Consider the following 19,495-nt stretch of genomic DNA (forward strand, 5'->3'; position numbering starts at 1 on the left):
CAGATATGTTTATTGCAGCTATTCTGAAAAAATCCAGTAATTACTGCATTTATTTAACTTTTTGTTTACCTTGTCTCATGGATGTCAATGAGCCACTACCGGTCGTGACCCGGGCAAAGAGGGGACCTCAGTGGTTCGAAGGAGAGAAGATGTCAGAACAACGAGTGCCTGCCGCCCTGCATATGCGGCGTCAGCCCCGGCAGCAGCGCAGTCAGGAGGTGGCAAGTCGCATTGAACAGGCCACCCTGCTGTTGCTGCAGGAGCGAGGTTTTGCCGCCCTCAACACCAATGCCATTGCTGATCGGGCCGGTGTCGGGATCAAATCGCTCTACCACCTCTATCCCAACAAGGAGGCGATCATTTGCCGTCTCGCTATGGGGTGGCTGGCAGCTATCTGTGAGGCGCAAGAGCAGATCCGAACCCAGGCGACCAGTTGGCCGCACGTGCTGGTGCTGCTGGATCTGGCGCTTGAAGAGCTTGATCGTCGCTTTGTCGGCTATGGTGCCTTGTGGCACGCCATGGATCTCATCCCCGAACTGCACGTGGTCGAGCAGGAGCACGAGCGGCGCCAGATTGACTTCTGGTCATCCCTGCTGCGCGACTTTGGCTGCCGCTGGCCGGAGGCCGAGCTCACGAGTCTGGTGCGCTACTTCTATCGCACCGCCGATGTCACCAAGCAGTGTACCAAGGCCGATGGCGAGGTGGGCCAGCGGATGTGGTTGCTGCATCGTCACTGGAGCGAGCAGCTGATCGCCGCCGCTATTGCCGAGCCCGACCCCGAACGGGTGTGGCAGGGAATGCCTGCGCTGCTGGTTGGGACCAACGAGTAATACTGCAAGCATCCACCATGCCGCGCAGCCCCGGCATGCATCAGCCGAGCGCGACCCGCATCAGGGGAGAGGGGGCGTTGTCGACAAAGTGGTGCCAGATATGGCCGTAGAGCGCCTTCTGACCCGGGAAACTCACCAGCGCCTTGGCTTCGGCCAGGGAACACCAGCGATATTCGGTGTGCTCGTCGTTGAGGGTCACCGCCTGATTGGGCGGACAATAGACCACAAAGACCGGTACCACCTCCACCGTATTCAGGCTCGCCTCGTAAAACTGCTCCAGATACTGGCCGTTGTAGAGCTCGGTGACCCGGATCCCCGTCTCTTCGCCAAACTCCCGAATAATGGTCTGCCAGCCGGTTTCACCCGCCTCCACCGTGCCCGCCACATGGCACCAGAAGCCTCCCTTGACCCGCTTCATCACCAGCAATTTTGTTTCGCCATCGACAGTGGTGAGGGCAACGCCAGAGACGGCCTTGCAGCGAATGGGGATCATGATCTTCTCTCCGGATTTGGGCTCTGTGATAGCCATGAACAGTGTGAAGGCGTGTTAATTGAAATACGCCTCGGTGGGTAGGCCCATGACCTCTATTTCATTCAGTCCATTTTTGGCCAGATAGTTGGCCACCAGATTGAACCCCACCCAGTAACCGGCATATTTGGGAAATGGCCGGTTATCACGGCAGTAGAAAAAGTCTAAAAAGTTGAACTGCTTGCTGGATAGATGGGGCGTCATCTCTGCCAGGAGCGATTGCCAGTCATGGTGATGAGACTCCTTGAACAGCGAGGGGAGTGTGCCGCCATTGAACCTCTGCTCAAAGTAGCAGGCCAGCCCTTCAAAAATCAGGTTTTCGGCCAGTGTTTCTGCTTCCACCTTGTTCTTCTTTTGCACGATATGGTGGACTTCGTGGGCCAGCACGGCAGGCAATTCGGTGATGATCACCTCTTTGATATCAGGCCGTTCCAGATCTAGTTGGAGTTCTATCCGATACATGTTGATGGCCCAGCCACCGATACCCGAATCGGGAGCATCCCCCTCGGCAAAAGGGCTGAAGGTGACATCCAGTTGGGAGAGATCGAACAAGGCATTCAATTTGTGCGCCGTCTCGGCAAAAACGTGCCTAATGGTGTCATCGAGCCCATCGAATTTGCCCGAGTCGTTTAACAGGGTGAGTTGCATCCAGACATCCTTGTCTATTGAAAGAGAGTGCTGAGCCACTTGCGTGGTCGCGGCGCCATATCACCACGATTACCCTCCTTCAATCAAGGGGTTACCCGCTCATTATGCTTGCCGTCTGGATCGCCTCGATCAGTGCAGCCCGGTTGATGCGAGGGCGCTCGCCATCGAGCAGTTGCTGCCACAGCGCAATGGCCTGACTGTAGCGACCATGCAGGAAGTGATCGGAGGCGAGCAGCATCAGGGCGCTCACTTCTCCCGCGTCCTGCTTGAGGGCGCTCTCCAGCAGGCGGGTTGCCTCGGGAGTCAGCTGCTGGCCAGCCTGATAGTAGAGCACGGTGGCTTGCGCGGCCTGGGTCGCCGCGCTGGCGCCCCCCTCCAGCAGAGCAAGGCGCTGGTAGGCGAGCAGAGCGTTGTCATATTCGCCCCGATAGAGATAGAGCTGGCCGAGCGCCGCCCAGCTGTCGAGATCGGCGGGGTTGGTTTGCAGGCGCTGGTGCAGGGCGCCCAGCTCCTTGTCCTGCAGATCCCGCGGGCTCAATCCCGCCAGCGGATCGGGGCGCGACTGATAAGCCTGCCACGCCTGATAGCGGCCGGTGCCGGCATAAATGCCCGCCATCAGCGCCAGCAACAGGGCTCCAAGCAGTATCCATGACCGCAGCCAGGGCAGCGGACGGGCGGTGCGATCCTTGGCCAGTCGCTCGCGCAGGGCCTGCTCGGCGGTTGGGGTGGTGTTGGCGAGGCGGGCCAGCTCCAGCTCCCGGTAGAGGCGACTGTGGGGTGCAAGCCCCGCCTGCTGCTCGGCCATGATCAGCCGGTTCAGCTCGGCCCTGGGGTCGTGGGCGAGCATCCCCTCGGCTCTGTCGCCAATAAGCGGTACCCGCGCCGGTTGCTGGCGATGCAGGCTTCTGCGCAGGCGATGGAGCGCCAGCAACAGCAAGAGGGCGGGGCCGCCCCACAGCAGCGCCGTGTTGCGCTTGAAGGGGGGATCGTAGCGGACGAAATCGCCGAAGCGCTCCGTCATGCGGGCGATCACCTGCTCATCAGACTGCCCCTCGTCCACCCAGCGGTAGACCTCGAGCCGCAGATCCCGGGCGATGGGGGAGTTGGATTCCACCAGATTCTGGTTCTGGCACTGGGGGCAGCGCAGGGCGCGGGCCAGCTCTTGCGCCCGATTTTGCAGCTCGGGGTGGCGAAACTGATAGGTATCGACCCCGCTGGCAAGGGCCCCGAAGCTCAAGGCCAGCAAGAGCGGCGCGATCAGGGCGTGGCCGAGGCGGCTCATGGCTTGCTCTCCTGCACTTGTCTCTTTACTTCTCTCTCCACTGCTCTTTCCACTTCGGGCTGGCTGGCGCTGTTGCTGCGGGCCTTTGCAAGCAGGGGGGCAAACTGGCGTTGCCAGATCTCCCGGGTGAGCTCACCCGTGTGGCGGGTCAGCAGGGTGCCGTCGCCGGCGAAGAGATAGGTCTCCGGCGTGCCGTAGACGCCGAGCTCCAGTGCGAGTCGGCCGTCGGGGTCGGCCAGCACGGCGCGATAGGGGTTGCCCGCCTGGATAAGCCAGGCGCGGGCGGGGTCCCCCTTGTCCCGGTAGTTGAGGCCGTAAAGGGGCACGGAGCCCGCAAGCTCACCCAGCAGCGGATGCTCGGCGCGGCAGTTGGGGCACCAGCTGGCCCAGACGTTGAGCACGAAGGGTTCGCCCTTGAGCGCCGCGGTGTGGATGGGGGCGCCACCAAACAGATCGTCACTCTGCCAGGCAGGCAGGGTGCGCCCGGCGACGGCCTCATCCTGGCTGTAGGGGTTGTTGCCAAGGCCGAGCCAGAGCAGGGCACCGAGCCCCAGGGTGAGCAGGAGTGGCACGAACAGGCGCAGACGGGCGTTCATAAGGTCTCCTGTTCAAGCTGGGGATAGGGGGCGGCAGCTGGCGCAGGATGGTTAGCCAGCAGCGGCCGGCGGGCAAGCAGGCGCAGGGTGCCACCCGCCATCATCAACAGGCCACCGAGCCAGATCCAGCGCACCAGCGGCTTGTAGTGCAGCCGCATGGCATAGGCGCCGGGCCCCATCTTCTCGCCAAGCACCACGTAGAGATCGCCGAGCATTCCCCACTTGATCCCGGGCTCGTTCATATTCATGGTGCGCACGCTGTAGTGGCGCCGCTCCGGCGTCAGCCGCGCCTCCTCTTTACCGTTCTTATGCACGCTGAGAGTGATTCGCTCGGCGGTGTAGTTGGGGCCGATGATCGGCTCGCTCCCCTCATAGCGAAACTCGAAGGCGCCGAGCCGATAGGGCTGGCCTTCGGCGAGCACTGCGCCCCCCTCCTGACTGTGGTGACTCACCTGCGCGATGCCGAGGGCGCACACCGCCACCCCGAGGTGGGCCAGCAGGCTGCCGAGCCGATTGAGGGTGAGCTCGCGCAGCGACGTCGGTTGCAAGAGCGGGAGCAGCAGGCTGGCAAGCAGCCAGAGACTCAGCACGTTGGCCGCAAGCCCCAGCCAGCCGCCCCGCAGCGGCTCGGGATAGGCGAGGCTCAGCAAGGTGCCCCCCAGCAGGCCGAACAAGCATGGGAGCAGCACCTTGATGCGGCGCTGGGCTGCCAGATGCTGCCAGCGCAGGCGCGGCAGCTGGGTCATCAGCGCCATCAGGCAGAGGGCCAGCGGTACGAAGATGGTATTGAAATAGGGGGCGCCCACCGAGAGCGAACCCAGATGGAGCGACTGGAACACCATGGGGTAGAAGGTGCCGAGCAGCACACTGGCGCAGGCCACGCAAAGCAGCAGGATGGCGGCGCCGAGCAGCCCCTCTTTTGACAGCAAGCCAAAGCGGGCATAGGGGGCGCGAATGTCTGCGCGCAGGGCAAACAGGGTGAGGGCGCAGGTCAATAGCAAGCCGAGCAGCAACAACAGGGTGAGGCCGCGGCTGGGATCGACCGCAAAGGCGTGCACCGAGGTGAGCACCCCGGAGCGCACCACGAAGGTGCCGAGCAGGCTCAGCGAAAAGGTAAAGATGGAGAGCAGCAGCACGGCGTGGCCGTAAGCGCCGCGTTTCTCGCACACCACCAAGGCATGCAGCAGGGCAGTGCCGAGCAGCCAGGGTAAGAGAGAGGCGTTTTCTACCGGATCCCAGAACCACCAGCCGCCCCAGCCGAGTTCGTAATAGGCCCACCAGGAGCCCAGCACGATGCCGGCGGTGAGAAAGACCCAGGAGCCGAGCGCCCAGGGGCGGCTCCAGTGGGCCACGGCGCCATCGAGCCGACCCGAGTGCAGCGCCGCCATGGCGAAGGCGAAGTTGACCGCAAAGCCGACATAACCGAGATAGAGCAGGGGCGGGTGGATGATGAGGCCGATATCCTGCAGCATTGGGTTGAGATCGCGCCCCTCCAGCGGCCCTGGGAACTGGCGGTCAAACGGGCTGGAGAAGATCAGGGTATAGAGGCCGAACAGCCCGACGATCAGTCCCATGATGGCCAATACCCGAGTTGTAATCAGCGGATCGACCCGTCTGGAGCAAAGGGCCACCAGGGCGCCCCACAGCCCCAGCGCAAAGACGAAGAACAGCATGGAGCCCTCGTGGCCGCCCCACACGGCCGCCAGCTTGAAGCCAAGAGGCAGGGCGCTGTTGGCGTGCTGGGCCACATAGACCAGGGTGAAGTCATCCTGGCCAAAACAGCTGGCGAGCAGCAGCAGGGCGGCCCCGAGCAGGAGGGCGACCAGGAGGGCCAGCGGTGTTGCGCAGCCCAGCAGCGGGCGTGAGGCGAGCCGCAATCCCAGCCAGGGCAGCAGCCCTTGCAGCAGGGCGAGTCCGGTCGCCAGCAACAGTGAGAGATAGCCGAGCTCCGCCAGCACACAACCTCCAGTCAATCATTTGTCTATGTTATGCCGCAGCGTCTGCACCGTACCGGCGCTGGGGAATAACATCCACATTTCTGGCAACAACCAATCGCAACAACTCATCGCAACAAATAAGCGCCAGTCACCCGAGGGTGGCTGGCGCTGGTGATCATACCGTTATACGACTGTCATTTGACCGGCATAAAGCACGAAGTAGCGCAGCAGCAGGATCCCCACCAGGGTCAGGCTGCAGACCAGCACCAGATAGCCGTTTTTGGCCCGCAGCGGCGCGGGGGCCAACAGAGCCAGCAACTGGGGCAGCAGCATACCGATGCCCACCACCCCGAGCCAGAACACCTGAGCCCAGAAGCCGCTGCCGATGGCGGCCCACATGGCTGCCTCCTTCTGGCCGCCACCGAAGTAGAGGCCGGTAAAGAAGCAGACCAGCAGCAACACCTCCACCGCCAGCACCGGCCGCTCGAAGCGGTGAACGAAGCTCACCCCCTGGCTGTGATGGTTCTCCTTGAACAGAGTGACCGCCAGCAAGATGGTGGAGGCGATGCCGGAGCTGACGCCGGAGATGAGGAACAGCACCGGCAGCACCGGGTTGTTCAAGAGCGGATAGGTCTTGAGCGCCGACAACAGAAAGCCGGTGTAGGCCCCCAATAGCACGGCAAGCAGCAGCAACAGCGGCGCCAGCAGCCGCTCAAAGCGTGCCAACAGGGCGATCAGCCCATCCACAAAGGCGAGCTTCTCTTGCAGCAGGTGACGGCGCAAGGTCTCGATCTCGGTCCGAAACACCACCGCCAGCCAGGCGAACAGCACCGCCATGTAGACCTGAAACAGCATGACCCCCATGGACATCACGGAGTCGAACTGGTAGTGGAACATCAGCTTCCAGAAGGTCCAGGGGCGGGCAAGGTGGAAGATGAGGATCAGTAACCCCAGCACCACGCTCAACGGCGCCAGAATGGCTGTCGCCTTGATGATGCCGCTCTCGCTGCCGGCCCCCTTGCGGCGCAGCAGCACCGAGAGGGTGGTGGCCCCGGCGGAGATGCCGAGCAGAAAGAGATAGATGGCGATTGGCCAGTCCCACACCAGCGAGGAGAAGTGAAATGCGTCATGCAACATGATCCATTCCTCCTTCTGTGACTGCGGTAGATGGCGATCGGACAAATCCCCAGACAAGGGAGGGGAAGTGAAACGCCTCTTGCATGGTCATGACTTTATCTCCCCTTTGGGCACACGGTACATCTTGGGCGAGGTGCCGAGTGCCTGCTTGTAGCGATAGGTGGTCTCCTTCACCAGCCGTTTGGCGATGGGGCTGTCCGGGTCATCCAGATTGCCGAACACCAGCGCCTTGGTGGGGCAGGATTCCACGCACGCCGGCTCCTTGCCCGCCGCCAGGTTGGTCTTGCGGCAAAAGTCGCACTTATCGGCAACCTTGGTCACAGGGTTGATAAAGCGCACCTGATAGGGGCAGGCGGCCAGACAGTACATGCAGCCGACGCAGAGATCCGGGTTGACGTCGACGATGCCATCCTCCTTGCGGATATGGGAGGCACCGGTGGGGCAGACGTGTACGCAGGGGGCGTTGTCACAGTGCTGGCAGGACTTGCGAAAGAAGTGGTACTCGGCATCGGGGAAGGTGCCGATGGGGCCGGAGCGGATGATCTCGAGGCGCGAGACCCCCTCTGGCACCTGATTCACCTCCCGGCAGGCATCCATGCAGGCGGTACAGCCGATGCAGGCCGTCTCGTCGTGGATCATGCCGTAGCGGATCCCATCGATGGTCTGGCTGTGGGCGAGGGTGGTGGCAAGGGATCGGGTGTTGGCACGAGCAGCCCCCGTCATCATGATGAGGGCCCCCGCGCTCATCCCCGCCATGAAGTGACGGCGAGAGCAGCTCATTGTGCCTCCTTGCCCGAGGTGGTGTTCGCCTTGGCCTTGACGGCCTCATGCTGCTTGCTGTGGCAGTCGACGCAGAGCTTGATGCGGGATTTTTCCGGGATCCCCACCATGGGCTCCTTGGCCGGATGCAACTGGTGACAGCTGGTGCAGGTGAGCTTGGTGGCGTGCACGTCGTGGGCCCAGAGCGCCTCGCGCAGCACTTTGGGCTCGTGGCAGCTCATGCAGACTCCATTCTGCTCGCTGATGGGATAAAGCTTGATGCTCTCTTTATCCTTCAGGCTGTGGCTAAAGCGCATCACATCCTTGACCCCTTCCCGGTGCTGGGGGGAGGGCTGGCCGTGGCAGTTGGTGCAGGTGACAGGTGCCAGGTTGTTGGGATTGGTCGCCTGACCATGCTTGCCGTGCATCCCCTCGCTCTGCTCCTTGTGACAGTCGGTGCAGGCCTTGTCGGGATTGCGTAAAAATTCCACCTCATGTGTCGCTGGAACAGGGGCGGAAACCGATTCGGCCGCCTGACCCTGCAGGCTGGTGAGCAGCATGGCTGCCATCAGCATCAGTCGTAAGAAATCCATCGTTAAATCACCCATAGGAAGCCTCCATCCGCTGCGGGCCTGGTCTGGCCGGGCCCGCATGCCTCGTCATTGTGCGAGCCGTCCGGCCGCTTTGGCCTCGGCATCCCAGGCGGGGACTGTGGTCTTGAGGAACTGGGCCTTGTCGCTGTTGAACTGCTTCATATTCATGCCAAGGGCGGCTTGCGCTTTCTCCTTGGTGGAGATGTCGGGAATGGCGATCTCGTGGGTTATTCCCTTGGCAGCCAGCAGACGCGCCAGCTTGGTGCGGGCGTCGGCAGCCTTGTCCAACGCAGTGCCAAGCACCTTGAGCGCCACTTCCGGGGCGTGCATCTGCACCCCGTGGGAGGCGATGGCGTAGTCCCAGCGCCACTGGGCGTGACGGATGTCTTGCAGGATATCCTTCATCTCGGCCTCGGTGGCGCCGGCATCCCAGGCGGCCTTGGCTTCAAAGTGGGCGTGCACCAGCTGCTTCTCGACTCTGAGCTTGAGATCGTGAATGGCATCCTTGCGCTGCTTGACCACCCCTTGCAGCATCTCTTTGCTCTGGGTGTGGCAGTTGCGGCAGGTCTGGTCGAAGCGATCGAAGGGGTTGCCTACCTTGTGATCGGTATAGACCTTGCCCTGCTCGTTCTGCACCTTGGGCATGTGGCAGTCGACGCAGGCGACGTTGTTCTGGCCGTGAATGCCGGCGCGCCAGGTCTCGTACTCGGGGTGCTGGGCTTTGAGCATGGGGGTTTTGGAGAGGGCATGGGTCCAGTCGGCAAAGCCGATTTCATCGTAATAGGCCTCCATCTGCTCCACCGTGGTGCCCTTGTCCCAGGGGAATTTCACCGCCTTGGTGGGGCCGCTGAAGTAGTACTCCACGTGGCACTGGCCGCACACCTGAGACTGCTGATCGAAGCGCCCCTGCTCCTTGAACGGCTTGCCGATGGCGGTCATGGCCCGGTCGGCATAGGGACGGGAGAGGTGCAGGGCGGGCTTGCCCTCCTTGAACTCTTTCGAGGCGGTGTCGTGGCAGTCGGCGCAGCCGATGGTGTTGACGATTTCCGGTCCGCCTTTTGCCCACATCCCCTTGAAGTAGCCATCCTCACCCTTCTCGTCGATGACGCGGGCCACGTCCGGGCCTTTGCAGCTCCAGCAGGCCATGGGCAGCGGACCGTCTTCGGCAGTCTTGGGGGCGCCGGTGCGCAGGGTTTCCCGCACGTCGGTCAGCGCATAGAAGTGGCCGCGCGGCTTGTTGTAATCCTTGGAGAAGGGGTAGCCGGCCCAGAGCACCACCATGTTGGGGTCCTCGGCCAGGGCATCGGTGCGCTCGCGGCTCTCGCCGGTCGCCTTCCAGCTGCTGAACTGATCGGCGTGATCCTTGGCGAACAGCTCGCTGCGCGCCTCAATCTTGCCCTTGGGTTGTGCCTCGTCGGTCGCCTGTACCCAGCCGCTGGTGCCAAGGCAGGTGGTCAGCAGCAGGGCGGCGAGGCCCAGCTTGATCTGTCTGTTGCGTGAACTCACGATCATCACTCCCTAATCGATCTCATTGCCAGACCTGACCGTTCCATCCTGGATGTGGGCATTGGTTCGCCCCCGCCAAGCAGGAGCAGGCAGGCCGCTTCATTGTTATTAGTGAATAAAACCCATGTTTTTATGCGATTGCTCAAGCTTGATATTACCAAATGGGTAAAAAGAATGATGATTTATCAGAGGGGGGCTTGCGCTAGATCAATTACCGAGAGCGCCAACAGATAGAAATGAGATCCCGGTTAAATTATTAAGAAAGTCAGAATATTGGAAGTGCAATGAGTCTCTGTGGCGGGACGGAGCGACACCTGAGGTATGCCTGCGTTATCTGGCAAGGCATTCATAGTTATCTGTCATATCAATTATCTATTTATGGGTATAAAAATAATAAGTGAATAAATATTCTTTTTGAGAGGGCTGTCGGTTACAGTCTGTACGGGCCGGGCGTTCCGCCGATGGGCGAGATGGTCGGCAACATCAATGAGAGAAGCCGGCAATGCCGGCTCCTCTCAGCTCTTATCGTGATCAGATACTGTTTGGGTTGCAGCCCCAAGGCATGGGGCTTAACCAACGAACACCCCGGCTTCGGGGTTTACACCAGCGGATATGGTCACGCTCATCTTATGCCAGAGCCCGAGCCAGCAGGTGGATTGGATGTTCACAGCGGAAGCTTGTGCTCATCTCGATCTGCCATTTACAGGTCTCGCAATCGGTGATCACCAGATCGGGGGCCAGGCGGTTGATTTGATCAAACAGCCCTTCGCCGATGGTCTGGCTGGTCTGGTAGTTCTCCGACTTGAAGCCGTAGGTGCCGGCGATACCGCAGCACTGGGAGTCCAGCACGGTCACCTTGACTCCGGGGATGGCGCGCAGCAGCTCAAGGGTATAGATGACGCCGCCCATCTTCTCCATGTGGCAGGGGGTGTGGTAGGCGATGTGCAGATTGAGCGGCTTCATCGCCGGTTTGTTGCCCTTGTAGAACTCGTTCCACAGGAAGCGGGTTACCAGGGAGATGCGATCCCGCACCTTGTGGTTGTCCTGCTCCAGCAGGTGGGGGTATTCGTCCCGCAGGGTGAAGCCACAGGTGGAGGAGGTGGCCAGCAGCGGCATCTCATTGCCCAGCAGGGAGTTCTCCATCTGCTTGATATTAAAGGCCGCCTGCTGCTTGGCCTTGTCCATGAAGCCGTTGGCAATGAGCGGTACGCCGCAGCACTTCTCCCGCTCCAGCAACTGCACGCCGATGTTCATGGCGTTGAGCACCTGCACCAGCTCCTTGCCAAGCTGCGGGTGGTTGTAGTTGACGTAGCAGCCGTGGAAGTAGGCTATCTGGCGCGCAAAGCGGGCCTGAGATTCTTTTTGCTTCTTGTACCAGCCGCGGAAGGTGCCCTGGGAGTATTTGGGCAGATCGCGGTGGGAGGAGACCCCCAGCGCCTTGTCCAGCACCAGTTTCATCGGCTTGAGGCCGGTGGCGAAGTTGACCACCGGCGCCATCAGGGTAGACATGCTACCCATCAGATCGGTGTGGGAGAGCACGAACTCGCGGATCCCCGGTTTGAAACCGCTGTACTGGTGTTTGGCTTTGGCAATGATGTCACCGATGCGCACCCCGCTCGGGCAGGCTACTTCGCAGCGCTTGCAGTTGGTGCAGTGCTTGAGAGCGCTGTCAAACAGCTCCGGGCTCTTGATCCGCAGGCGCTCGCCATCCGGGCCCGCCTGTTTCGGGCCGGGGTAGGCGGGGTTGGCCTTGGCCACCGGGCAGTAGGCGGTACAGACGGTGCATTTGATGCACTGATCGAAAGTTTGGTTGGCGTGATCCAGTAGCATGTCAGTTCTCCTCCCGTAGGGTGTGAAGGCACGGGATATGGGACAAAGTAATCATTGGGCCGCGCCCAGAATATGGCCGGCAGCCTGCCAGCCGGTAGCAACGGCAACGCCAGAGCCTGAGCCCTCTTTAATGGGGTCGTAATGGGCCAAGACACTGCCCGCGCCATAGAGGTTGGTGAGCGGCTTGCCGCCGCGCAGCACTCTGAGCTGGTCGTCGGTCTTGACCCCGAATCCCATAAAGGGGTGATGGTCAAACAGGCGACGACCGGCCCAGGCATCGCGCTCCTCCAGACTCAGCACATCGGCATCGAAGATGGGCTCGCGAATGCCACGCAGACGGGACTCCAGCCCGCGACTAAAGAAGCTGCCGGAGGCGAGCACGAAGTTGTCCGCCTCGAACAGTTGATCATCGCCATTCTGGGTATGTACGCCGACCACCCGATCACCCTCGTAACGGGCGCCCAGCACCCGCTCGCTGGTGAGGAAGGTGCCGCCAAGGGCCATAAAGCGGCGCTTGAGGGCTTCCTGCATCCGCATCCCGATCAGTGATGGCGGCATGGTCGCCACCTCCTTGATGGTGCAGCCGGTACGCTGCTCCAGCTCCGCCAGACGCGGGCCAACCAGCCCCAGCGACAGGCAGGCGGGCAGCACGATATGGCTGCAGCCCGGTTCGCCACTCTCCTGCACCATGCGGCTGATCTCGCGGGCCAGGTCCGCTACCAGATGGTGTTTGTCACAGAGGCGCGCGATATCGGCGGAGCGAAACTCGTGGGGATTGCGGCTGAATTCCGCCAGCTGGGGCAGGCGGATTTCGCCGGTCAGAATGCGGCAGTGGGCAAAGCGGGGATGGGTCGCCAGATTGGCGGCCGCCAGTGCCGGATGAAAGTCGCGAAAGCCCTCGAGGGTGGCCAGCAGCAGCATGTCCGGGATCGGCGCATCGGTGACACAGGCACAAGTATCGGGGGAGAGCCAGGTACGTTTGAGGGTACCGATGGGGGTCAGGCGCTGGTGATTGGTGTCGTGGCGAACCAGCGGCAATCCCTGCTCGGCGCAGTGGCGCTGCAGATCGGCCAGGCTCGCTTCGATATTCTGCATTCCGACTTTGCAGTAGGGGTGATCCGGATGGGCCGCCATAAAGGCGGGCAGGGCGGCGCGGGGATCCCCCTCGCTCTCCAGCAGGTCGACCGAGCCAGAGGAGAAGTGCAGGGCACTCTGGCCTGAGGCCATCAGCAGGGTCTTCTGTCCTGCCTCCACCAGCCGCAGGGCAGCTGAGAGTCCCGCCATGCCACCGCCGATAACGATATTGTCAAACTTCATGACGGCTCTCCTTGTGAGTGGTCTCGCTGGTTGGGTCGCGTGGGGTATCGGCGACCAGCTGTGGCGCCGTCCATTCCCCCAGGCCAAACAGCCCTTCGTAGATCCAGTAGGTGAACTCGGCCTCGCGCAGGGCATCACCCCACAGGACGGGGCGGGTTCCCTTGTAACGCTCCTCGAGGAACTGGCGCAGCATGACGCAGGCCTGACGACCGTCCGCCTTGCCATACTCCTGCATCAGGCCGGCGGCGCGATAGGCACAGAGCTCGCCCTGACAGGGCCCCATCCCCAGACGGGTGCGGCGGCGCAGATCGATGAGGTTGTCCACATCCAGCTCGCGCAGGGCGTATTCGATTTCGCCCGCGGTGACCATTTCGCACTCGCAGATCAGGGCGTTGGCCTTGGGATTGTCACGGAAGAAGGCGATGACCCGCTCGCCGTGGCGGTACTGGGCGGAGCCTTCGACCGGCACCGAGAGACCGGGAGCGGAGACCTTTTCCGGATCCCGCGAGCCGGGCAGGCTCAGCTCGGCGGTCTGGCAGGGTTTGCTGTTACCGAGCTTCTTGGCCAGCAGATCGGTGGCCCATTCGGCCATCAGGCGGTAGGTCATCAGCTTGCCGCCGGTGATGGTGTTGAAGCCCTTGAGGCCGTCACGCTCGGCGTGATCCAGCAGCACGATACCGCGGCTGATGTTGCGGCCGGTGTCGTCACCGTCCACCGCCACCAGCGGGCGTACCCCGGCGTAGGCGCGCAGCAGACGGGTGCGGGCCATGATGGGAGCAAGCTTGATACCTTCGCGCAGCAACACTTCGACCTCTTCGGGTTCGACGGTGAGCTGGTCAATCTTGTTGTAATCGATGCGACTCGAGGTGGTGCCGATGAGGGAGATGGTGTCGCCCGGCACCAGAATGTCCGCATCCGCCGGTTTGCGAGCACGGTTGAGCACCAGCTGGTTGATGCGGTAATCCATGATGAGCAGGGAGCCCTTGGCCGGGAACATGCGGATGCCGAGATCGGCGTATTCGCAAATTTGCTGGCCCCAGATGCCGGCGGCGTTGATCACCTCCTGACACTCCACCTCGAACGCTTCGCCGGTGCGGGTATTGATCGCCTTGACCCCGTGCACCCGATCTTGCGTGCGCAACAGCCCCAGCACCTTGCAGTGGGTAAAGATGCGCGCGCCGTGCTCTTTGGCGTCCAGCACGTTGGCCGCGGCGAGGCGGAATGGATCGACCGTGCCATCCGGGACGTGGATGGCGCCGATCATTGCCGGGTTGGCGTTGGGCTCCATACACAAGGCTTCGCGGGGATCGAGCTGACGGGTTTCGATCCCGGCCAGGGCGCAGGCATCCATAAAGGTGGTTTGGAAATTGATGTCATCTTCCGGCAGGGTGAGGAAGAGGCCGCCGGTGTCTTCGACACAGTGGCTGGCAATCCGCTTGAGGATGCGGTTTTCCTGGATGCATTCGCGAGCTGACTCCTGATCCGTCACCGCGTAGCGGGCACCGGAGTGGAGCAGGCCGTGGTTGCGGCCGGTGGTGCCGGCGGCGATATCATCGCGCTCGAGCAGGATGCAGTCGATACCGCGCAGTGCGCAATCGCGCATGATGCCGGCCCCTGTGGCACCGCCGCCTATGATGACGACTTGTGTAGTTATTCTTTTCATTGTTGCCCGTCTCATCTCTTCCAGATGAGGCCAGTGTGGCCTACTTCTGAGTGGAAATGTTTGATATGGGCCAAGTTTGCGTTCGCAAACGCTCATTTCCCCGCGCGTTAATGAGCATTGTGTGACATTTGTCACGCTTGTTATCGCATCGGTTTATGGGCAGCTGGCGAATAACAGGCACAAAAAAGGGGCATCGGATGCCCCTTGTCACTGTTTGACGAGTCTGGTGGGTGTGTTATGGGTCAGCCGCAGCACTTCTTGTGCTTTTTGCCGCTGCCACAGGGGCAGGGATCGTTGCGGCCGGTTTTGGGCGGAAGGGGATCGATCTCCCCTTCGGTGTAGACCCAGCGCCCCTGATAACGCACGAAGCGGGAGCGCTCATGGAGGCAGTGGCGCTCATTCCCCTCCAGAAACCAGGCTTTGAACTCCACCATTCCGGATTCATCCTCCGGGTCGCCCTGGCTGGCGATGATCTCGAGACCGTCCCAGCGGGTGTCGATGCGAGAGAGCTCTTCGCCGGTGAGGCCGCCAAGGTGGGCCGGGTGCCAGCTATGGACCAGATACTCCCCCAGACCGAGCACAAAAGCGCTGTAGCGCGAGCGCATCAGCTGCTCGGGAGTTTGGGCGGGCGCGCCGCGGTGAAGTGAACCGCAGCACAGTTCGAGAGAAAGGGTTGAGCCGCAAGGACAAAGATTCATGATTTTCATGTTCTGGCCGATTTGTTTAAGGGAATTGTAACGAAAGCTGGGCTAGCCCTACCAGCACCTATACTGATGAGTAGGCTAGGAATTCCAATAAAAACAGCTGCAAGGATGTGAAAGATGACGCTAAAACAGAAAATCCTGTTACTGGGTGCAGTCCCCGTACTGCTGATGGCCCTGGTGGTCAACCTAAGTAACTACATGGTCTCCAAAAGCGCTCTGGAGTCTGAGCTGGTGGTGGCGAGGGAAGATGCCATCAAGGAGCGCAAGGCGCTGCTCAGCAGTTACATCATGATGGCCAAAACCGCCATTGATGCCGTTTATGCACTGCCGGATTCACCGGAGAATCGGCAGAAGGTCAAAGAGTTGCTCAGGCCACTGCGTTACAGCAGCGATGGCTACTTCTTTGTCTATGACTTTGAGGGGAACACTGTATTGCTTCCGGTGCGTGCCGAGCTGGAAGGGAAAAACCGCTGGAACGACAAGGATGCCAAGGGCAAGTTGCTGATCCAGGACATCATCAAGGTGGCCCGTCAGGGGGATGGCTTCTCCGAGTACTGGACGGCCAAACCCTCTATCGGTCGCGATGCCCCCAAGCTGGCCTTCAACATGGTGCTGGACAAGTATCAGTGGGTCATCGGTACCGGTTTCTATATCGATGATATCGACAACGATCTGGCCGCCCTGCGGGCAGAGCGCGAGAGCAATATGCACGCGTCGCTGCAGAGCAGTGTGCTGGTGATCTTGCTGATCCTCGGTATTACACTGGCGGCGACTGTGATCGTGGGAAATCGAGTCACCAAGCCGCTGGCAGATGCCGTGTTGGCATTGAACGATATTGCCAATGGAGACGGGGATCTGACCCAGCGGCTCAAGGTGCAGAGTGACGATGAGATCGGGCAACTGGCTAGCGCCTTCAACCGCTTTGTCGAGCGGATCCAGTCGGTAGTGAGTCAGGTTGGCGAGACCAGTAACCATCTCTTCACCGCCGTTGACAAGCTGCACCATCTGAGTGAGCACTACGACAAGCAGATGCATAGTCATAGCCGGGAGACCGATCAGGTGGTGACTGCGGTGACCGAGATGAGCTCCACCGCCCAAGAGGTGGCTGCCAGTGCCTCCAACGCGGCGACGGCAACCAGTGATGCAGCCCGTGAATCGGACGCCGCTCGTGGTGTGGTCAGCACGGCTATCAACAGCATCAACCGACTGGTGGGGGAGGTGCATACCGCGGCTGGCGTCATCGCACAGTTGGCCCAAGAGACCGCCAAGATTGGTTCTGTGGTCGAGGTTATTCGCGGCATTGCCGAACAGACCAACCTGTTGGCGCTGAATGCGGCGATCGAGGCTGCCCGCGCCGGTGAGCAGGGCCGCGGTTTTGCGGTGGTGGCGGACGAGGTGCGTTCGCTGGCCGGTCGTACCCAGCAGAGCACCAAGGAGATCAATGAGATGCTCCAGCGCTTGCAAGGGGGGGTGAAGCAGGCGGTGGATGTGATGCAGGCGAGCGAGGATCGCAGTCAGGAGACAGTGCAGGAGGCGAGCCATATTGCCAGCTCCCTCGACAGCATGGTGATGGCGGTCAGTACCATCAACGACATGAATATTCAGATCGCTACTGCTGCCGAAGAGCAGCACGCGGTGTCGGAGGAGATCAACAAGAATCTGGTGGCCATTCAGCAGATTGTCAGCGAGTTGACCAGCGCGGCGGAGGAGTCCAACAGCACCACCCGCGATCTGGCCAATACCGGCGACAAATTGCGCAAACTGGTCTCGCAATTCCGATATTGATCTTGCAATGGTCCGTGACGGTAACCACAAGATGCGGCCTGACCCCTTGTTCAGGCCGCACTTTATTTGGGGATTGACCAATAATGTGTGAAAATTGCCAGCCTCTTTTTTTCAGCCTTTGCCCCATACCCTATGAATGAGATCGTGAAAGGTAGTATCGATTTGATCCGGCAGCTCAACTACGGCCTGGTCTATGCCAGCCTGGAAGAGCACAAGGAGCTGTCGCGCACCGATCTCTCCCGCCTGACCGGCCTCTCGCCTGCCAGTATCACCAAGATCACCAGGGAACTGCTCGATGGGGGTCTGGTGGTCACCTGTGGTGAAAGTTCGGTGGGGCGCGGCCGTCGTCAGACCCTGCTGCGTATTAACGAGCGCCGCTTCCAGTTTCTCTCCATGCGTCTTGGCCGTGGCTACGTGGATATGGCGCTTTTTGACTTCTCCGGTCGCTCGCTGGCTCGCCATCGCCACCTCTTTACCGAGGAGGAGCGCGCCGATCTGCTGGGCAGTCTGGTACACGCCATCAAGGTATTTTTGCCGAGAAAGTCCCTCAGTCTGGCCTGTATCGCTCTCTGTCTACCCGGACAGGTAGAGCGTCACTCCGGTATGGTCAAACATTTCCCCTTCTATGATCTGCGCAACTGGCCGTTGGGGCCGACCTTGCAGGAGGTGTTCTCGGTACCTGTGCTGGTGAGTGGTGATGTACGCACCTGGATCCAGGCAGAGCGGGAGTGGGGGGCCGCCAAAAATTGCGCCGATGCGGTGCTGGTGTTTGTCCACAACGACATCGGGGTTGGCATGGTGGTCAATGGCCAGCTTATCGAGAGCGAGAATGCGCTGCTCGGTGATCTTAGCCACCTGCAGCTCGAGCCCTATGGCCAGCGCTGCTACTGCGGCGGCTTTGGCTGCGCCTGTACCCTGGTGACCAATCAGGCGCTGGAGGCGCAATACCGGGATCTGCGCGAGCGGATGCAGGAGCAAGACTTGCCCGAGAGCGTTACCATCCGCGAGCTGTGCGAGCTGGCGCTGGCGGGCAACAGCCTCTGTCAGGATATTCTCCATCAGGCGGCGGGCCGCCTCTCCAAGGTGCTATCCAACCTCATCTGCCTGCTTAATCCGGGCAAGCTGCTGCTGGGGGGCGAGATCACCCGTGCCGATCGGCTGCTGTTCCCCATGCTGCACCAGTCGCTGGCGAGCCAGTTGCCCGCCGAATATCTGGTGCGGCTGCAGATTGAATCCACCCACTTCTACGAAGATCCCACCAAGCCCACCTCGGTGCAGGTGCACAAGGCGCTGCGCGATGGCAGCCTGTTGCTGGAGCTGCTGCGCAGCTGTCAGGAGTCGTAAGACAAGAGGAGTTGGCGCAGTGTCTGGCGAAAAGGGCAGGGATTGCTGTTCCGCCAGCGCGTAACTCGGTACAATCTTGCGCTTTTCCGGCAGTCCCCCTGTTATCGCGCCCTGTGGCGCCGTGACATGTTGGCACCGCTGCCGTTCCTGTTTTGACTCCAGTTGTGAACCTAGATGAAGCCTGTTCCTGATCACGCCGTCAACCGCCTGCGGGCCTGGCGCAAGAGTATCTCTACCCGACCGTTTCTTGCCCGTGGCGGCACTCTGGCCCGCTGTCCGGCCTGTCAGCTGCGCGAGGATTGGTGTGCCTGCGAGTGGCGCCCCGAACTCAAAGCAGAGGCAGGTTTCTGCCTGCTGATGTATGACAGTGAGCCGATGAAACCCTCCAACACCGGTCGCCTCATTGCCGATGTGTTGCCGGACACTACCTGGGCGTTTCTCTGGTCACGTACCCAGCCCCATTCCGAGCTGCTGGCACTGCTGGCCGATCCTGTCTGGCAGCCCTATGTAGTCTTTCCCGCTTGCGAGAAGGAGCCTGCCCGCCTGACCGGCGAGGTGACGCTGGCACCCGGCAAAAAGCCGCTCTTTATCCTGCTCGACGGCACCTGGCCGGAGGCGCGCAAGATGTTCAACAAGAGCCCCTATCTGGACGGTTTTCCGGTGCTCGCCATCAAACCCGATGCGCTCTCCACCTACGGCATGCGGGTCGCCAACTGCGACGAGCACCTCTGCACCGCCGAAGTGGCGGCCTGTGTGCTGGAAGTGGCGGGAGAGCTCAAGGCGGGGCAGGCCTTGCAGCACTGGTTCAACTTGTTCAGCAGCCGCTACATGGCCGGTCGGGTCAGCCGTTTCCCCGGTGCCGATGAGGATCATCTCTGTGAAGCGCTGTCGGCCATCAAGGAAGCGAACGTCGCTTCACCGGCTTGCTAACGGACACTTTGAGGGTTGGGCCAGGGGCGTGCCCGTTCTAATTAATGAAAATCAGGAATCAATTGTCTGCCACTGTTTCGTTAGATTCATGGTCAGTGGCCCGCT

The 19,495-nt window shown here is 61.2% G+C and carries 17 protein-coding genes; 4 read left to right on the forward strand and 13 right to left on the reverse strand.

Annotated features, from left to right (window positions below; all coding sequences use genetic code 11):
- The first annotated feature begins 149 nt into the window (after positions 1-149).
- Positions 150-830: a TetR/AcrR family transcriptional regulator gene (locus tag G5367_RS19180; RefSeq protein ID WP_421244974.1), complete on the forward strand. Its 681-nt coding sequence runs from the start codon at positions 150-152 to the stop codon at positions 828-830.
- A 40-nt stretch (positions 831-870) separates the two neighbouring features.
- Here G5367_RS19180 and G5367_RS19185 read toward each other — a convergent pair whose 3' ends face one another.
- The 13 genes from G5367_RS19185 to G5367_RS19245 all read right to left on the reverse strand — a co-directional run bounded on the left by G5367_RS19185 (position 871) and on the right by G5367_RS19245 (position 15,325).
- Positions 871-1,323: an NUDIX hydrolase gene (locus G5367_RS19185; protein WP_421244975.1), complete on the reverse strand. Its 453-nt coding sequence runs from the start codon at positions 1,321-1,323 to the stop codon at positions 871-873.
- A gap of 54 nt (positions 1,324-1,377) precedes the next feature.
- The gene (locus G5367_RS19190) at positions 1,378-2,007 is read right to left on the reverse strand and encodes a DUF2268 domain-containing putative Zn-dependent protease (RefSeq protein WP_317113389.1); all 630 of its coding nucleotides are present in this window, start codon (positions 2,005-2,007) and stop codon (positions 1,378-1,380) included.
- A gap of 91 nt (positions 2,008-2,098) precedes the next feature.
- Positions 2,099-3,289 carry a heme lyase NrfEFG subunit NrfF gene (nrfF, locus tag G5367_RS19195; RefSeq protein WP_421244976.1) on the reverse strand — a complete coding sequence of 397 codons (1,191 nt, stop codon included), beginning with the start codon at positions 3,287-3,289 and terminating at the stop codon, positions 2,099-2,101.
- Positions 3,286-3,885, reverse strand: a complete 600-nt coding sequence (locus G5367_RS19200) for a DsbE family thiol:disulfide interchange protein (RefSeq protein ID WP_421244977.1) — start codon at positions 3,883-3,885, stop codon at positions 3,286-3,288. Before G5367_RS19200 ends, nrfF begins: the two co-directional genes overlap by 4 nt.
- Complete coding sequence (gene nrfE, locus G5367_RS19205; RefSeq protein ID WP_421244978.1) at positions 3,882-5,843, reverse strand: heme lyase NrfEFG subunit NrfE; 1,962 nt, start codon at positions 5,841-5,843, stop codon at positions 3,882-3,884. The genes G5367_RS19200 and nrfE overlap by 4 nt, the downstream gene beginning before the upstream one ends.
- A gap of 162 nt (positions 5,844-6,005) precedes the next feature.
- Entirely contained in the window at positions 6,006-6,959 is a 954-nt protein-coding gene (gene nrfD, locus G5367_RS19210) for a cytochrome c nitrite reductase subunit NrfD (protein ID WP_421244979.1), read from the reverse strand.
- A gap of 87 nt (positions 6,960-7,046) precedes the next feature.
- Positions 7,047-7,739: a cytochrome c nitrite reductase Fe-S protein gene (gene nrfC / locus G5367_RS19215; RefSeq protein WP_130632454.1), complete on the reverse strand. Its 693-nt coding sequence runs from the start codon at positions 7,737-7,739 to the stop codon at positions 7,047-7,049.
- Positions 7,736-8,326, reverse strand: coding sequence for a cytochrome c nitrite reductase pentaheme subunit (nrfB, locus tag G5367_RS19220; RefSeq protein ID WP_421244980.1), 591 nt, complete (start codon positions 8,324-8,326; stop codon positions 7,736-7,738). The genes nrfC and nrfB overlap by 4 nt, the downstream gene beginning before the upstream one ends.
- A 51-nt stretch (positions 8,327-8,377) precedes the next feature.
- Entirely contained in the window at positions 8,378-9,823 is a 1,446-nt protein-coding gene (nrfA, locus tag G5367_RS19225; RefSeq protein WP_421244981.1) for an ammonia-forming nitrite reductase cytochrome c552 subunit, read from the reverse strand.
- A 621-nt stretch (positions 9,824-10,444) separates the two neighbouring features.
- Positions 10,445-11,647, reverse strand: a complete 1,203-nt coding sequence (gene glpC, locus G5367_RS19230) for an anaerobic glycerol-3-phosphate dehydrogenase subunit GlpC (protein WP_421244982.1) — start codon at positions 11,645-11,647, stop codon at positions 10,445-10,447.
- 51 nt (positions 11,648-11,698) lie between these two features.
- Positions 11,699-12,964, reverse strand: coding sequence for a glycerol-3-phosphate dehydrogenase subunit GlpB (gene glpB / locus G5367_RS19235; protein WP_421244983.1), 1,266 nt, complete (start codon positions 12,962-12,964; stop codon positions 11,699-11,701).
- Positions 12,954-14,627, reverse strand: coding sequence for an anaerobic glycerol-3-phosphate dehydrogenase subunit A (gene glpA, locus G5367_RS19240; protein ID WP_421244984.1), 1,674 nt, complete (start codon positions 14,625-14,627; stop codon positions 12,954-12,956). Before glpA ends, glpB begins: the two co-directional genes overlap by 11 nt.
- Positions 14,628-14,869: 242 nt before the next feature.
- Positions 14,870-15,325, reverse strand: a complete 456-nt coding sequence (locus G5367_RS19245; RefSeq protein WP_080592824.1) for a YchJ family protein — start codon at positions 15,323-15,325, stop codon at positions 14,870-14,872.
- Between the two features lie 123 nt (positions 15,326-15,448).
- Between G5367_RS19245 and G5367_RS19250 the strand changes: the two genes are divergently transcribed.
- The 3 genes from G5367_RS19250 (at position 15,449) to G5367_RS19260 (ending at position 19,390) form a co-directional block, all read left to right on the forward strand.
- Positions 15,449-17,116: a methyl-accepting chemotaxis protein gene (locus tag G5367_RS19250; RefSeq protein ID WP_421244985.1), complete on the forward strand. Its 1,668-nt coding sequence runs from the start codon at positions 15,449-15,451 to the stop codon at positions 17,114-17,116.
- A 132-nt stretch (positions 17,117-17,248) separates the two neighbouring features.
- The gene (locus G5367_RS19255) at positions 17,249-18,460 is read left to right on the forward strand and encodes an ROK family protein (protein WP_421244986.1); all 1,212 of its coding nucleotides are present in this window, start codon (positions 17,249-17,251) and stop codon (positions 18,458-18,460) included.
- 174 nt (positions 18,461-18,634) lie between these two features.
- Positions 18,635-19,390, forward strand: coding sequence for a tRNA-uridine aminocarboxypropyltransferase (locus G5367_RS19260; protein WP_005346055.1), 756 nt, complete (start codon positions 18,635-18,637; stop codon positions 19,388-19,390).
- The last annotated feature ends 105 nt before the right edge of the window (positions 19,391-19,495 follow it).

Source organism: Aeromonas sp. 604282 (assembly GCF_049170575.1).
Lineage (GTDB): Bacteria > Pseudomonadota > Gammaproteobacteria > Enterobacterales > Aeromonadaceae > Aeromonas > Aeromonas veronii_A.

Bases quoted from the DNA above. Each gene is read 5' to 3' on its own strand.
- G5367_RS19255 (WP_421244986.1), top strand. From the start codon at position 17,249: ATGAATGAGATCGTGAAAGGTAGTATCGATTTGATCCGGCAGCTCAAC.
- G5367_RS19250 (WP_421244985.1), top strand. From the start codon at position 15,449: ATGACGCTAAAACAGAAAATCCTGTTACTGGGTGCAGTCCCCGTACTG.
- G5367_RS19260 (WP_005346055.1), top strand. From the start codon at position 18,635: ATGAAGCCTGTTCCTGATCACGCCGTCAACCGCCTGCGGGCCTGGCGC.
- nrfF (WP_421244976.1), bottom strand. From the start codon at position 3,289: ATGAGCCGCCTCGGCCACGCCCTGATCGCGCCGCTCTTGCTGGCCTTG.
- G5367_RS19200 (WP_421244977.1), bottom strand. From the start codon at position 3,885: ATGAACGCCCGTCTGCGCCTGTTCGTGCCACTCCTGCTCACCCTGGGG.
- nrfD (WP_421244979.1), bottom strand. From the start codon at position 6,959: ATGTTGCATGACGCATTTCACTTCTCCTCGCTGGTGTGGGACTGGCCA.
- nrfC (WP_130632454.1), bottom strand. From the start codon at position 7,739: ATGAGCTGCTCTCGCCGTCACTTCATGGCGGGGATGAGCGCGGGGGCC.
- glpB (WP_421244983.1), bottom strand. From the start codon at position 12,964: ATGAAGTTTGACAATATCGTTATCGGCGGTGGCATGGCGGGACTCTCA.
- G5367_RS19245 (WP_080592824.1), bottom strand. From the start codon at position 15,325: ATGAATCTTTGTCCTTGCGGCTCAACCCTTTCTCTCGAACTGTGCTGC.
- glpA (WP_421244984.1), bottom strand. From the start codon at position 14,627: ATGAAAAGAATAACTACACAAGTCGTCATCATAGGCGGCGGTGCCACA.
- nrfB (WP_421244980.1), bottom strand. From the start codon at position 8,326: ATGGGTGATTTAACGATGGATTTCTTACGACTGATGCTGATGGCAGCC.
- G5367_RS19180 (WP_421244974.1), top strand. From the start codon at position 150: ATGTCAGAACAACGAGTGCCTGCCGCCCTGCATATGCGGCGTCAGCCC.
- glpC (WP_421244982.1), bottom strand. From the start codon at position 11,647: ATGCTACTGGATCACGCCAACCAAACTTTCGATCAGTGCATCAAATGC.
- nrfA (WP_421244981.1), bottom strand. From the start codon at position 9,823: ATGATCGTGAGTTCACGCAACAGACAGATCAAGCTGGGCCTCGCCGCC.
- G5367_RS19185 (WP_421244975.1), bottom strand. From the start codon at position 1,323: ATGATCCCCATTCGCTGCAAGGCCGTCTCTGGCGTTGCCCTCACCACT.
- G5367_RS19190 (WP_317113389.1), bottom strand. From the start codon at position 2,007: ATGCAACTCACCCTGTTAAACGACTCGGGCAAATTCGATGGGCTCGAT.